Source organism: Sphingomonas rhamnosi, assembly GCF_036663615.1.
Lineage (GTDB): Bacteria > Pseudomonadota > Alphaproteobacteria > Sphingomonadales > Sphingomonadaceae > Sphingomonas.
The window spans coordinates 110157-124788 of the sequence record NZ_JAXOJJ010000002.1; the positions used below are offsets into that span (position 1 = coordinate 110157).

Annotated in this window: 9 protein-coding genes and 1 tRNA gene; 6 read left to right on the forward strand and 4 right to left on the reverse strand. The window is 67.1% G+C overall.

Annotated elements, in window-relative coordinates:
* Positions 1-7: 7 nt before the first annotated feature.
* The 5 genes from U1701_RS05530 (at position 8) to U1701_RS05550 (ending at position 7122) form a co-directional block, all read left to right on the forward strand.
* Positions 8-2605, forward strand: a complete 2598-nt coding sequence (locus U1701_RS05530) for a DUF4118 domain-containing protein (RefSeq protein WP_332781547.1) — start codon at positions 8-10, stop codon at positions 2603-2605.
* Positions 2606-2610: 5 nt separating this feature from the next.
* Positions 2611-3291, forward strand: coding sequence for a response regulator (locus U1701_RS05535; protein WP_332781928.1), 681 nt, complete (start codon positions 2611-2613; stop codon positions 3289-3291).
* Between the two features lie 202 nt (positions 3292-3493).
* A complete protein-coding gene (locus U1701_RS05540; RefSeq protein WP_332781548.1) occupies positions 3494-4120 on the forward strand; it encodes a DUF4198 domain-containing protein in 627 nt (208 codons plus the stop codon).
* A 154-nt stretch (positions 4121-4274) separates the two neighbouring features.
* On the forward strand, positions 4275-4625 hold the full coding sequence (locus U1701_RS05545; RefSeq protein WP_332781549.1) for a hypothetical protein: 351 nt from the start codon (positions 4275-4277) through the stop codon (positions 4623-4625).
* A gap of 145 nt (positions 4626-4770) precedes the next feature.
* Positions 4771-7122 carry a TonB-dependent receptor gene (locus U1701_RS05550; RefSeq protein WP_332781550.1) on the forward strand — a complete coding sequence of 784 codons (2352 nt, stop codon included), beginning with the start codon at positions 4771-4773 and terminating at the stop codon, positions 7120-7122.
* A gap of 168 nt (positions 7123-7290) precedes the next feature.
* Here the strand turns inward: U1701_RS05550 and U1701_RS05555 are convergent.
* From U1701_RS05555 to moaA, 3 genes are all read right to left on the reverse strand, one after another.
* Positions 7291-7365, reverse strand: a tRNA-Asn gene (locus U1701_RS05555).
* 77 nt (positions 7366-7442) lie between these two features.
* Positions 7443-8222 carry an NAD kinase gene (locus U1701_RS05560; RefSeq protein ID WP_332781551.1) on the reverse strand — a complete coding sequence of 260 codons (780 nt, stop codon included), beginning with the start codon at positions 8220-8222 and terminating at the stop codon, positions 7443-7445.
* Positions 8219-9223 carry a GTP 3',8-cyclase MoaA gene (gene moaA / locus U1701_RS05565; protein ID WP_332781552.1) on the reverse strand — a complete coding sequence of 335 codons (1005 nt, stop codon included), beginning with the start codon at positions 9221-9223 and terminating at the stop codon, positions 8219-8221. The genes U1701_RS05560 and moaA overlap by 4 nt, the downstream gene beginning before the upstream one ends.
* A gap of 115 nt (positions 9224-9338) precedes the next feature.
* Here moaA and U1701_RS05570 point away from each other — a divergent pair, with 115 nt between their 5' ends.
* Positions 9339-10997 carry a putative bifunctional diguanylate cyclase/phosphodiesterase gene (locus U1701_RS05570; protein ID WP_332781553.1) on the forward strand — a complete coding sequence of 553 codons (1659 nt, stop codon included), beginning with the start codon at positions 9339-9341 and terminating at the stop codon, positions 10995-10997.
* Positions 10998-11113: 116 nt separating this feature from the next.
* Here U1701_RS05570 and mfd read toward each other — a convergent pair whose 3' ends face one another.
* On the reverse strand, positions 11114-14584 hold the full coding sequence (gene mfd, locus U1701_RS05575) for a transcription-repair coupling factor (RefSeq protein ID WP_332781554.1): 3471 nt from the start codon (positions 14582-14584) through the stop codon (positions 11114-11116).
* Positions 14585-14632 lie beyond the last annotated feature (48 nt).

Sequence of the window (14632 nt, forward strand, 5' to 3'; positions counted from 1 at the left end):
TGGCCGTTTGAAGATCTTCCTCGGCGCGGCACCCGGCGTCGGCAAGACCTATGAAATGCTCTCCGAAGGCGCCGAGCGACGGCGCGCGGGCGTCGACGTGGTGGTCGGCGTGGTCGAGACGCACGGCCGCGCCGAGACAGAGGCGCTGACCCGCGGGCACGAGATCGTCCCTCGTCGCGGCGTCGCATATGAAGGCCACACGATCGACGAGATGGACCTCGATGCCATCCTGGAACGCAGTCCCCGGCTCGTGCTGGTCGATGAGCTTGCGCATACTAACGCGCCGGGCAGCCGCCATCCCAAACGCTATCAGGATGTCGAGGAGCTGCTGGCGGCCGGGATCGACGTCTATTCGACGATCAACATCCAGCACATCGAAAGCCTGAACGACGTCGTCGCCTCGTTCACCCGCGTCCGCGTGCGCGAGACGGTGCCCGACAGCATCCTCGAGGCGGCCGAGATCGAGGTCGTCGACATCCCGCCGGATGAACTGATCGAGCGGCTGAAGGCGGGCAAGGTCTATCTGCCGCAGGAGGCGACGCGCGCGCTGTCGCACTTCTTCTCCAAGTCGAACCTGTCGGCGCTGCGCGAACTCGCGTTGCGTCGCGCCGCGCAGGCGGTCGATGCACAGATGCTCGACCATGTCCGCGCGCTGGGCGTCGGCGGCACCTGGGCAGGGGGCGAGCGCATCGTCGTCGCGATCAGCGAACTGCCCGCCGCGCCGGGGCTGGTCCGCGCGACCAAGCGGATCGGCGACGCGATGCACGCGCCCTGGACCGCAGTGTACATCGAGACACCGCGCGCGCAGACCTTCGGCGAGGCGGAGCATCGCAGCCTTGCCGCGGTCTTCAACCTGGCGACGCAGCTCGGCGGGGCGGTCGCGACCGTGCCGGCGGCATCGGTGGTCGACGGCCTGAAGACCTTCGCGACCGAAGCCCGCGCGACCCAGCTGGTGGTCGGTAAGTCGACCCGCTCGCGCTGGTTCGAACTGCGCCACGGCTCGGTGGTCGATCGGATCGTCCGCGAGACACCGGGGGTCGCGGTCCACGTCCTGCCGACGGAGACCGGCGCCGCCGCGCCGACCGCGGGCAGGCGCACCGGTGGCTGGGGCAGCAAGGCTGGCTACGCCTGGACGACGGCGATGGTGGCCGGCGTCACGGGTGTCGCCAGCACGCTGTTCCACGTGCTCAACCTCGGCAATGTCGCGCTGCTGTATCTGTTGCCGGTGATGGCCGCGGCGAGCCTGTTCGGCCTGCGCACCGGGCTGTTTGCAGGCGTGGCCTCGTCGGTGGCGTACAATTTCTTCTTCCTGCCGCCGACCGGCACGCTGACGATCAACAATCCCGAGAACGTGATCTCGATCCTCGTGCTGCTCGGCATCGCGTTCGTCACCAGCCAGCTCACCTCGCGGGTCCGCGCGCAGGCCGATATCGCCGCTGCGAGCGCGCGGACCAACGCGGCGCTCGCGGGCTTTCTGCGCCAGCTGACGTCGCTCAACGAACCGGCCGCGCTCGCGCGCGCGATCTGCGAAGAGGTCGGGCGACTGTTCGGCGTGCGCGCGGTGACGCTGGTCGCGGAGGATACCGGGCTGACGGTGCAGGCGGCCAATGGCGTGGACTATCGGCTAGAGACGATGGAGATGGCCGCCGCGCAATGGGCGTACGACACCGGCACGCCCGCGGGTCGCGGATCGAGCACGCTGGCAGCGTCGGAATGGTTCTTCCAGCCGTTGCGCGCAGGCGAGCGGACGCTGGCGGTGCTCGGGCTGGCGCGCGAGGCGGGGGGCGATCCGGTACGGTCGGACCAGTTGCCGCTGCTGATGAGCCTGGTCGACCAAGCCTCGCTGGTACTCGAACGCGCGCGGCTCGAAGGCGAGATGCGCGATGTCGACGCGGTCCGCGAGCGCGATCGGTTGCGTGCGGCATTGCTGTCGTCGGTCAGCCACGACCTGCGCACGCCGCTGACCTCGGTGATCGCCGCCGCTGCCGAACTCCACCGCGGTGCGACGCCCGAGTTGATCGCGACGATCGAGAACGAGGCGGCACGGCTCAATCGCTTCGTCGGCAACCTGCTCGACATGGCCCGTGTCGAGGCGGGCGCGTTGCGCCTGCGCGTCGAAGCGACCGATCTGACCGATGCGGTGGCCAGCGCGGTGCACGATACCAAGCGCGTCCTCGAAGGGCATGCGATCATGTTGGAGGTCCCGCCCAACCTGCCGCTGGTCAACGTCGATCCGCAATTGCTGCATCACTGTCTGCTCAATCTGCTCGACAATGCCGGGCGCTACGCCGACCCGGGTACGCCGGTCATCATCCGCGGCGAACACCGCTACGACGTGCTGACCTTGTCGGTGATCGATCAGGGGCTGGGCCTGCCGCCCGGCCGGGAAAAGGAGGTCTTCGAAACCTTCCGCCGGCTGGAGGGATCGGACCGGGCGATGGGCGGGACGGGCCTTGGCCTTGCGATCGTGAAGGCGTTTGCTGAGGCCATGGGCATGACCGTGGAAGCGGCCAATCGCGACGACGACGTCCGCGGCGCGCGATTCAGCCTGTGCTTTCCCAAGACTCTCGTGGTTCGCGACAGCGACGGAGGAATGATCCTGTGAACGGGCTGACCGTGCTCATCGTGGACGACGAGCTCTATATCCGACGTCTGTTGCGCAATACGCTGGAGCGCGCCGGCTACACCGTCAGCGAAGCCGCGAATGGCGCCGATGCCCTGGCCGCTGCCGGGACGCTCCATCCCACCGCGATACTGCTGGACCTGGGTTTGCCCGACCGGGACGGCCTGGAACTCGTCGGGCTGCTGAAGCGGCTGGGAGACCCCATCATCCTGGTCGTGTCCGCGCGTGAGGCGACCGACCAAAAGGTTGCGGCGCTCGACCTGGGCGCTGACGATTACATTACCAAGCCATTTGATTCCGAAGAGATTTTAGCGAGACTGCGGGTCGCGCTGCGCAATCGGGGCGCAACGCCCGCCATGCCGACGATCCTTCGGTCGGGCGACATCGAGATCGATTTCGAACATCGCGTCGTCCGTAGGAACGGCGAGGAAACGCATCTCACGCGCAAGGAATACGACGTGCTGGCTACCCTGGCGACGGCGCCCGGCAAGGTGATCACCCACCAGCGGATCATGGATGTCGCCTGGCCGACCGAACAGGAAAAGCGCGTCGAGTATCTGCGAATCGTCGTCCGCAATCTCCGGTTGAAACTCGAGGGTACATCCGGAGTTGGAACCGTGATCGCGAATGAACTCGGAATTGGCTATCGTCTCCTACTTGATCGTTGATGAGGTGTTGCACACGGCGCCAAGCGATCGAAGGCTCTTAGTTTAGGGTACTTGTTGATTGGGATTCCGACGGCAGCAGCCAATCGACCGGCGCATCGAGGAGCCTTGATCGCAGGGGGCGTGTTTCGGTTCGGGCGAACATGACGGATTGTTCATAATAGCGCGTGCGGTATGATGGAGCATCATTCCGAGGACGTCGCCGATGCGCATTGCTCTATCCGCCCTTTTATTCTGCCTGCCGGTAGCCGCGCAGGGGCATGAGATTTGGATCGAACGCGATGGAGTGGGCGCTGCGCGGATCTATTTGGGAGAGCCGGGTGAGCCGATGCCGCCCGGTGGCGACCCCGAATTCGCAAAGTTGAAAGCGCCACATTTGCTATCGCATCCCAACGCGGTGCTCGTGCGCCGCACCGGGTTTCTCGAGGCCAAGGTGCCACCCGGCGACGTTCGCGCGTGGGACGATACGGTCTTCGCGCCCTGGGGGAAGGACGGCCAGAAGGAGGCTGTCGTCTATTACGCCCGCGCCGGGCGCGCCGAGGCCGTGGCCAAGCTGGCGTTCGAACTGGTTCCCCTGACTGCCAACGGATCGCGCTTCGCCCTTCTGCGCGAGAACACCCCGGTGGCTGGTGTCGAAGTGACAGTGTTCGCACCCGATCGGTCCAAGACCGTCCTGAAGACGGACGCTGCGGGAATGGTCGATGCGCGTCCCGCCGCGCGCGGTCGATATCTGTTGGTCGCCAGCAAGAAGGAAGACGGCGAAGCGACGCTTCCGGTCGGCGTGGTTCAGACCGTTTACCACATCACCACAACGTCTTTCGTCGTGCGTTGAGATAGCATTAGACCGATCGCGACCCGTCAATTGTGCGATCTGTTCTCTCGGTGGCGCTGGGCCCGACAATATTTTTCCTGACCTGTGCTCATCCCCACGTTCCGCTATGCGCGGGCGGGGCGGCGATCTGGGTTCGGCGCGCGGAGGAACGGACATGATCAACGAACAGCGGCCGGTATCGCGAACGCAGGCGACGCAGATCGCCACGGCTGGCGACGCTGCCTGGTTCGGCAGCCACGCCGACCGGCGTCTGCGGATCCGCAACATGGTGCCCGGTGAGTTCGACGACGTCACGGGGCCGGCTCCGGTCGGGATGGCCTGGCGAACGATCGTGCTCGAAGCGCAGCCCGGGGCGCGGAGTCGGCAGGCGATCGCCTTGCCGATCGGCACCGCGATCGACGACCTGGCGGACGAGGACCTGTTCGACCTGTTCGTGCAGGTCGCCCCGCCTGGTGCCCGCGACGTCATCGCCACACTGCGGCGGGTGAAATTGCCGCGAGTGTGAGGCGCCACGAAAAGTGCTCCTTCGGTGCTGCCGCGAACCTGTCACAATAGCGCTCTACTCGCGCGGCCGGGGTAGCGTACCGTCGCGCGATCGAACGACGTAGACGGAGCAGGGGCGCCCCGCGACCAAATCGAAGGGGAATTTCGTGACCAAACTCGCCGCCTTGCGGACCAGCTTCCTGTTGACCGGCGCGCTGACTGCGTTGGCGCTGTCCGGCGCCGCGCACGCGCAGGATACCGCCGCCCAGACTGACGCGGGCCAGGCTTCGACCGCCGAAGACGGTGTCGGCGACATCGTCGTCACCGCCGAGCGTCGGTCGGAGAACCTCCAGAAGGTGCCGGTATCGGTCGGCGTGATCGCGGGCGACCAGCTGCGCGATTACACCGCAGGCGGCGATGATACGCTGCTGTCGCTGTCGGGTCGCGTGCCCGGCCTGTATGTCGAGACGACGACCGGCCGGATATTCCCGCGCTTCTACATCCGCGGGCTCGGCAACATCGATTTCTACCTCGGCGCGTCGCAGCCGGTGTCGATCATCCAGGACGACGTCGTCCTCGAGCATGTCGTGCTGAAGTCGAACCCGGTCTACGACGTCCAGCAGGTCGAGGTGCTGCGCGGTCCGCAGGGATCGCTGTTCGGGCGCAACACGACCGCGGGCATCATCAAGTTCGATACCTACAAGCCGACCCAGACCTTCCAGGGCCGGGCGACGATGTCGGTCGGGACCAACTACACGACCAACCTCGACACCGGCTTCGGCGGGCCGCTGATCAAGGACCTGCTCGCATTCCGCATCTCGACTTTGGTCCAGCACCGCGCGAACTTCGTCGACAACCGCTACAACGGCCCGCTCAGCGCCGACAACACCCAGACGCCGCGCAAGAACGCGATGGGCGGCTTCGACGACCGCAACGTTCGCGGGCAGCTGCTGTTCACGCCGGGCGACAAATTCTCGGTCGACCTGTCGGGGCATGCGCGCTGGTATGACGGCACCTCAACGCTGTTCCACCGCGGCGCGCTCGTGAAGGGCTCGAACAATGTCAAGAACGAGCCGCGCGGGTCGGTGTCGCTCGACGAGGGTAACGACAACCCGCAGAGCTACAACACCTATGGCGGGTCGGCGCGGGCATCGTATGACTTCGGGGGAGCGGTGCTGACCTCGATCACCGCGTACGAGACCACCTCGGGCTTCAGCCGCGGCGATACCGATGGCGGCGCGGCGGCGAACTTCCCGGGTCGGCCGTCTTACGGTGAGAGCCAGGGCCAGATCCGCGATCTCGATCAGTGGACGCAGGAAGTGCGGCTCGCCAGCCCCGGCGGCGACCGTTTCAACTGGCAGGTCGGCGGGATGTATTTCGACAGCCGCGACATCACCGATTTCTATCAGCGCGGCTATTTCCTGGTTCGTCCCGACCTCAACGGCACCGGGCCGAACCCGAACAACTGGGTGCGGCTGCACAACGTCAACACGTCCTGGGCGGGCTTCGGTCAGGCCAGCTACAAGCTGGACGACCGGCTGACGGTCACCGCGGGCGGCCGCATCACCGAGGACAAGAAGCGCACCCAGCTGCTCAAGACCTCGGCAACCGCGTTGGGCGTCAACCAATATCCCGCAAGCGGCCGCCGCGACGTGACGCTGAAGGACACCCAGCCGAGCTGGGACGTCAGCATCGCTTATGAGGCAAGCCCGAACGTCAACCTGTACAGCCGCGTCGCGCGCGGCTTCCGCGGGCCGACGATCCAGGGGCGCTCGGCGGTTTTCAACTCGGACTTCACCACCGCGAAGTCGGAAACGATCCTGTCGTGGGAGACGGGCATCAAGACCAAGCTGCTCGACGACACGCTGACGCTCAACGGCACGATCTTCGGCTACCGGGTCAGCGACATTCAGCTGAACGGCAACGATGCCAACGGCAACGGCGTGCTGTTCAACGCCGACAAGGCGGATGCGTACGGCTTCGAGGGCGAGGCGAACTGGCGCCCGACGCGTAACCTGACGCTGGGGCTGGGTCTCAGCCTGCTCCACAGCGAGATCAAGGACACGCGCGTCTATGCGCAGGTCTGCGCGCTCAACGGCGTGGTGGTCTGCACGGTCGAGGATCCGACGATCAACCGGACGATCTTCGGGTCGCCCGCGGTGCTGGCGCAGATCAACGGCAACCCGCTGCCCAACGCGCCCGAGTACAATGTCGATATCACCGCGCGCTACGACCAGCCGATCGGCAATGGCGGCAACGTCTTCATCGCAGGCGACTTCAACATCCAGGGCTACACGCAGTTCGTGCTGTACAAGACCAAGGAGTTCACCGCGAACGGCAACTTCGAAGGCGGCTTGAAGGTCGGTTACGCAGCACCGGACGATTCCTACGAACTGTCGGTGTTCGCACGCAACATCACCAACGAGAAGAACCTGAAGGGTGTGATCGAGAACTACATGGCCGCAGTGTTCAACGAACCGCGCGTCATCGGCGTACAGCTGAGCGGCAAATTTCGCTGAACGAACAGGCGCGGTCGTGACAGCGACCGCGCCTTACTTTCCAAGACGAGACAATGACCGAGAAGCGCGACATGGGTCTGCGCTGATCGGGCTGTTCGCGTTTGCGTGGTAATGTCGGCGGCTGTGCCTGCCTGGCGTGCCATATGGGCACTGCAACTCTCCGGCAACTGGCTCCCTGAGTAGGATTCGAACCTACGGCCACTCGATTAACAGTCGAGAGCTCTACCGCTGAGCTATCAGGGACCGTTGCCGGAGGCGGCTCTATAACTGGCCGACCGGAGGATGCAAGCGGGTTTCCCCAAAAACATCGTTCGCGCGGCTCACGCCACGAACTGTTCCATCGTGATCCGGTCGTCGAGCGCGTGTTCGGGGTCGAACAACAGGGTCAGCTCGCGGGTGCGGTCCATGCAGATGTCGACTTGCGCAACGTCGCGGATCTCGCGCTGGTCGGCGACCGCGGAGACAGGCCGCTTGCCGGCGTCGAGCACGCGGATGCCGATCCGCGCCTTGTCGGGGAGGATCGCGCCGCGCCAGCGCCGCGGACGGAACGGGCTGATCGGGGTCAGCGCGATCATCCCCGAACCGAGCGGCAGGATCGGCCCCTGCGCCGACAGGTTGTACGCGGTCGAGCCGGCCGGGGTGGCGGCGAGAATGCCGTCGCAGGCGAGTTCGGGCAGTACGATGCGGTCGTTGACCGTCACCTCGAGCTTCGCGGTCTGGCGGGTTTCGCGCAGCAACGAGACCTCGTTGATCGCGGGCAGCGTGTAGGTGCGGCCATCGACGCCGACCGCGGTCATGCTGAGCGGCACGACCTTGAACGATTTCGCGCGCTCCAGCCGCCCCTCGAGCCCGTGGTGGCGCCATTCGTTCATCAGGAAGCCGACGGTGCCGAGGTTCATGCCGAACACCGGCACGACGGGCTGGCGACGGGCCAGCATCGCGTGGAGCGTCTGCAGCATGAAGCCGTCGCCGCCGAGTGCGATGATGACGTCGGCCTCCTCGACGCTGACCCACTCGCCCATATCGGCAAGCTCTGTCTGCGCCGCATGCGCGGCCGGGGCCGACGACGCCACCAGCGCCCGCCGCAGATAGGTCGTCATCCGCCGGTGACGCTCATGTGGCGCGCGACTGCGGGCGTACCGATCTGGAAGTCGTGGCGCTTGGGCTTGGCGTACAGCCCGGCGTCGATCGCGGCGTCGAGACCGGGGATACCGCCGTCGCGCAGCGCCGCCTTCAGGTCGACCTGGTCGTCATGGCCCAGACACATGTACAGCTTCCCCTCGGTCGTCAGCCGTACACGATTGCAGCCGTCGCAGAAATTGGCGGTGAGCGGCGAGATCAGCCCGAGCCGCGTCGGGCCGCCATCGACCGACCAGTAGCGCGCCGGACCGCCGGTGGTCCGCGCATCACGGGTCAGCGTGAATTGGGTGCCGAGGTCTTCGAACACCTTGGTCAGCGGCAGGAAACGGTCGGTCCGATCCTCGTCGACCGCGCCGAGTGGCATCGTCTCGATCAACGACAGGTCGAAGCCTTCGTCGCGGCACCAGGCGAGCATCGGTGCGATCTCGTCCTCGTTGAAGCCTTTGAGCGCGACCATGTTGATCTTGATCGCGAGGCCGGCGTCGCGGCCCGCCATGATCCCGGCAAGCACCTGCGAGACGTCGCCGTGGCGGGTGATGTAGCGGAACCGGTCGGGGTCGCGGCTGTCGATGCTGACGTTGACGCGGCGGATACCCGCATCGACCAGTTGGTCGGCATGCTCGGCGAGACGCGTGCCGTTGGTGGTCATCGTCAGTTCTTCGAGGCCAGCGCCGACGTGGCGCCCGAGCCGCTGGACGAGCTCGCCGACATCGCGGCGCACCAAGGGCTCGCCGCCCGACAGGCGGATCTTGGTCACGCCGCGGGCGATGAAGCGTTCGGAGACGACCGCGATCTCTTCCAGGCTCATGAGCTTGGATTTGGGCAGGAACGTCATCTTTTCGGACATGCAATATCGGCACCGCAGATCGCAGCGATCGGTCACCGAAATTCGCAGATAGCGAATGGTCCGGCCATGCGTGTCCACCATCGGCGTGGCGAGCGTGGCGGGGGCGGTGTTCATGGTATCGGAGCTAAGCTGCGCTGAGGGATCGAACAAGTGCGTTCCTGCATTGGCGGAGGCCGATGCCGCGGCTAGGCTCGCACCGATGGAAGACGGTGCGATCGAGTGTGTAGACATGCCTAAGGCAACGTCGCTGTTCGCGGTATCGTTCCGCAATCGCGACACCATTGCCGATCTAGCGGCGGGCGCCGGGTGGCAGGCGGACGTTCGCGAGACCGAGGATGACGTCGCTGCGGCCTATCTGGCGAGCGGCGCGGCGGTCGCCGTCGTCGACGCGCGCGGCGCCCTGGACCTGGGGCTGGCGGCGACGCAGGCGCTCGGCGGGCCGGTCGCGGCGAACGGCGATGCGCTGGTCGTGCTGGTGTCGGAGGTCGATGCCGATGCGCTCGGCGAATTCTTCGAACTGGGCGCGACGCAGTTCCTGCTGGATCCGATCGGCGACGGCGAGCTGGTCCAGGCGCTGCGCTTCGCCGGACGACATGCCGCGCGTGCGGCGGGAGTGCCGATCGAACGGCGGGTGGTGCCCGGCGGCTGGCGGCACGACCGCGATGCCGGCGACGCCCGGCGCTGGATCGCCGAGCGGCTTGCGGACGGGCGTCCGGTGGCGGCGGTGTTGATCGCGCTGTCGCGGCTGGATATCGTCAACGCCGCGCACGGCCGCCCTGCGGTCGATGCGCTGATCGAGGCGGCGATCCGGCGCGCGGATGCGGTCGTGTGCGAGCATCTGGGGGCAGCGGGCATGGTCGCGCGGCTCGGCGGTGCGGAGTTCGTGCTGGTGGCGGAGGCCGCGGGACCAGCCGTGACGCGGACGATCACCGCGCTCGACGCGGCGCTGGCGCGGCCGTTCGCGGTGGCGGATGCGCTCGCGATCCTGGGGTGCCGGTTCGGCGTGGCGGAGGCGCAGGCTGGGGAAGACGCGGCAGCACTGCTGCGACGGGCGAGCGAGGCACTGGTCGCGGCCAAGGCGAGCGACGGTGCGATGCTCCACATCGCGCTGCCCGACGGCGTGGTGCCGCTCGACGCGCTGGCGATCGACCTGCATCATGCGATCGAGCGAGACGAGATCGACATCCGCTTCCAGCCGCAGGTCGAGATCGCCAGCGGACGCGTCACCGGGGTCGAGGCGCTGGCGCGGTGGAATCACCAAAAGCTCGGGCCGCTGGGTGCCGACGCGCTGTTCGCCGCCGCCGATCGCGCTGACCTGGGCGTGGCATTGTCGGATCATATCCAGCAGCTCGTGCTCGCGCGCGCGACGGCGTGGCCCGCGGTGTTGGGCACGCTGAGAGTCTCGCTGAACCTGTCCGCCGCCGACATCGCGCGGCCGGGGTTCGGCGCGCTGTTCCTGGCGCGCGTCGATGCCAGTGGTTTCCCGCGCGGGCGGCTGACCATCGAGATCACCGAGACGGGGCTGATCGAAGACCTCACCGCGGCGTCGGCGCTGCTGGCGGAGTTGCGCGGGGCGGGGTGCCGGGTGGCAATCGACGATTTCGGGACCGGCTATTCAAGCCTTGCCTATCTGAAATCGCTGCCACTCGATTACGTCAAGATCGACAAGGCGCTGGTCCGCGACATCGACGGCAGCGCGCGCGACCGCGTCATTGTCGCCGCGGCGATCACGATGGCGCGGTCGCTGGGGATGGCGGTGATCGCCGAAGGGGTGGAGACGCCCGCGCAACTGGCGCTGCTCGCGGCGGGCGGGTGCGAGATCTATCAGGGTTTTTTGTTGTCGGAGCCGGTCGCCGAGGACGCGCTGGTGGAGTTGATGGCGCGGTGATTCTCGGTGTTACCTAATTCCGTCACCCCAGCGCAGGCTGGGGCCTTTTGCGGCTCCTGTCGCGCCCCTGCGGCATGAGATCCCAGCCTGCGCTGGGATGACGAATTTGGGGCGGGCTACCCCGCCGCCTTCGCCAACCCCTTCGACAGCTGCAACGCGCCGTGCAGCCGCGCCTTGGGGTCGCCCCAGGCGCGCTGGAGGACCAGCTTGCTGTCGGGCCTGAGCCGCGCGACCCCGTTGAGCCGCTCGACATAGGCGAGCAGCTTCTCGATGTTCGGCGGCGTGTCGTTGTGGAACGACACCAGCACGCCCTTCGGGCCCACATCGATCTTCGACACGCACGCCTTCTTGGCGTTCAGCTTGATCTCGATGACGCGGATGAGATTGTCGGTGGCGTCGGGCAGGGGGCCGAACCGGTCGATCATCTCGGCGGCGAACGCCTCGATCTCGCGCCCTTCCTCCAGCTCGTTGAGGCGGCGGTACAGCCCCATGCGCAGGTCGAGATCGGGGACATACTCCTCGGGGATCAGGATCGGCGCGTCGACCGTGATCTGCGGCGAGAAATCCTTCGGCCGCGTCGAGGCCAACCCGCCGGACTTGGCGTCCAGAATCGCCTCCTCCAGCATCGCCTGGTAGAGTTCGAACCCGACCTCCTTGATATGCCCGGTCTGCTCGTCGCCGAGCATGTTGCCCGCGCCTCGGATATCGAGATCGTGGCTGGCGAGCTGGAAGCCGGCCCCCAGCGAATCGAGATCGGACAGCACCTTCAGCCGCTTCTCCGCGGTGACCGTCATCTGCCGCTCGGGCGGCGTCACGAGATAGGCATAGGCGCGGGTCTTCGATCGACCCACCCGCCCGCGCAGCTGGTACAGCTGGGCGAGGCCGAAGCGGTCCGCGCGGTGGACGATCATCGTGTTGGCGCTCGCGATGTCGATTCCGCTCTCGATGATCGTGGTCGAGACCAGCACTTCGAACTTCTTGTCGTAGAAGGCCGACATCCGCTCCTCGACCTCGGTCGGCGACATCTGGCCGTGCGCGACAACGAAGCGGATCTCTGGCACCTGCTGGCGCAGGAAATCCTCGATATCGGGCAGGTCGGCGACGCGCGGCGTGACGACGAAGCTCTGCCCGCCGCGATAATGTTCGCGCAGGAGAGCCTCGCGCAGCACGACCGGGTCGAACGGCATGATGTAGGTCCGCACCGCGAGGCGATCGACCGGCGGGGTCTGGATCACCGACAGCTCGCGGATTCCCGACATCGCCATCTGCAGCGTGCGCGGAATCGGCGTCGCGGTCAGCGTGAGCATGTGGACGTCCGCGCGCAGCGCCTTCAGCCGCTCCTTGTGCGTCACCCCGAAGCGCTGCTCTTCGTCGACGATGACGAGGCCGAGCCGCTTGAAGTCGATGTTCTTCGCGAGCAGCGCGTGGGTGCCGATGACGACGTCGATCGTCCCAGCCGCGAGGCCTTCCTTGGTCGCCTTGGCCTCGCCCGCGGTGACGAGCCGCGACAGGCGCCCCATGTTCATCGGAAAGCCTTCGAACCGGCTCACGAAGTTGTTGTAATGCTGGCGCGCGAGCAACGTCGTCGGACAGACGACGGCGACCTGCTTGCCGCCCATCGCTGCGACGAACGCGGCGCGCAGCGCGACCTCGGTCTTGCCGAAGCCGACATCGCCGACGATCAGCCGGTCCATCGGCTTGCCCGCGGAGAGGTCGCCCAGCACGTCCTCGATCGCGCGGTCCTGGTCCTCGGTCTCCTCGTACGGGAAGCGGTCGACGAAGCTGGGATAGCCGCTCGAATCGGGTTCGAGCACGTCGCCGGGATGCAGCGCGCGTTCCGCCGCGGTCGCGATCAGTTCGCCCGCGATCTCGCGGATGCGCTCCTTCATCTTCGACTTGCGGCGCTGCCAGCCTTCGCCGCCGAGCTTGTCGAGTGACGCGCCTTCCTCGGACGAGCCGTAGCGCGACAGGACGTCGATATTCTCGACCGGCACATAGAGCTTGTCGCCGCCGGCATAGCTGAGCGCGACGCAATCGTGCGGCGACTTGCCGACCGGGATCGAGGTCAGCCCCTCATAGCGGCCGATGCCATGCTCGGTATGCACGACCAGATCGCCCGGCGTCAGCGTCGCCAGCTCGGCGAGGAACGCGTCCGCCGATTTCTTGCGCTTCTTGCGGTGGACCAGCCGGTCGCCGAGCATGTCCTGTTCGGTCAGGATCGCGACGCCCGGCGCGGTGAAGCCGTGGTCGAGCGGCAGCACGACCAGCGCCACGCCCGCGGTCTTGGCGGTATCGGCGACGGCGAGCGCCTCCTGCCAGCTCTCGGCATGCTTGCCGCCCTTCAGCCCGTGATCGGCGAGCAGATTGCCGAGCCGCTCCCGCGCGCCGATCGAGTAGCTGGCGAGGATCGGCCGCCTGCCGAGCTTCCGCAGCTTCGACAGGTGATCGACCACCGATTCATAGACGTTGCTTTGCGCGGCGCGCTCCGGCCCGAAATCGCGCGGGCCATCGACGCCGAAGTCGAGCACCGTCGCGCTCTCGGGTTCGTGGAACGGCGTCGTCACATGCGCGACCGTCACCGCAAGCCCGGCGGCCCATTCCTTGTCGTCGAGGTAGAGCGACTTGGCGTTCAGCGGGCGGAAGCTGCCCGGTTGCCCCGCCTCGGCGCGGCGGCGGTTGTCGTAATAGTCGGCGACCGATTCGAACCGGCTCTCCGCCGCCGCCGCGACGCCGGTGTCGCGGACCACGACGTCGTCGCTGCCGAGATGGTCGAACAGCGTCGCCATCTTGTCCTCGAACAGCGGCAGCCAATGCTCCATCCCGGCCATGCGGCGACCTTCGGACACCGCCTGGTACAGCGGATCGCCGGTCGCGGTCGCGCCGAAGGTTTCGCGGTAACGGCCACGGAACCGCTTGATCGACTCCTCGTCGAGCAATGCTTCGGACGCGGGCAGCAGGACGAAACCGTCGAGGCGCCCGGTGGTGCGCTGGTCCTGCGCGTCGAAGGTGCGGACCGATTCGATCTCATCGCCGAAGAAGTCGAGGCGCAGCGCCTGCTCCTCGCCGCTCGGGAACAGATCGACGATGCCGCCGCGCACCGCATATTCGCCTTGGTCGTGCACCGTGTCAGTGCGGACATAGCCGTTCGCCTGCAGCAACGTCGCAAGCGCGTCGCGACCGATCCGCTCGCCGGGCGCCAGCCGCGCGACGAGCTGGCGGACGCGGAACGGCGTCAGGACGCGCTGCGTCACCGCGTTGGCTGTGGTGAGGAGAAGCTGCGGGCCCTTCAGCTTACCCTGTAGCCTGTAAAGCGCGGCGACGCGCTCGGCCATGATCCGCAACGTCGGCGAGGCGCGGTCATAGGGCAGGCAGTCCCAGGCGGGGAACTGGACGATCTCCAGGTCAGGCGCGAAGAACGTCGCGGTCGACGCGATCGCGCGCATGGCGGATTCGTCGGGCGCGACGAACACCACGCGGGACTTCGCGGCGCGGGCGAGGTCGGCGAGGAGCGATGGCTGGAAGCCGGTCGGCACGCCGGACAGGGTGAGCGGGGCTTGCGCGGAAAGGATCGTCGTCAGGTCGGGCATAGGTTCTTCTCGTTCCCCGGCGGAGGCCGGGGCCCAGTTGGGAAGGCA

What these genes read in the sequence shown, in the direction of transcription:
- U1701_RS05560 (WP_332781551.1), bottom strand. Translation starts at nt 8,222, where the DNA reads ATGACGACCTATCTGCGGCGGGCGCTGGTGGCGTCGTCGGCCCCGGCC.
- U1701_RS05545 (WP_332781549.1), top strand. Translation starts at nt 4,275, where the DNA reads ATGATCAACGAACAGCGGCCGGTATCGCGAACGCAGGCGACGCAGATC.
- moaA (WP_332781552.1), bottom strand. Translation starts at nt 9,223, where the DNA reads ATGAACACCGCCCCCGCCACGCTCGCCACGCCGATGGTGGACACGCAT.
- U1701_RS05570 (WP_332781553.1), top strand. Translation starts at nt 9,339, where the DNA reads ATGCCTAAGGCAACGTCGCTGTTCGCGGTATCGTTCCGCAATCGCGAC.
- U1701_RS05540 (WP_332781548.1), top strand. Translation starts at nt 3,494, where the DNA reads ATGCGCATTGCTCTATCCGCCCTTTTATTCTGCCTGCCGGTAGCCGCG.
- mfd (WP_332781554.1), bottom strand. Translation starts at nt 14,584, where the DNA reads ATGCCCGACCTGACGACGATCCTTTCCGCGCAAGCCCCGCTCACCCTG.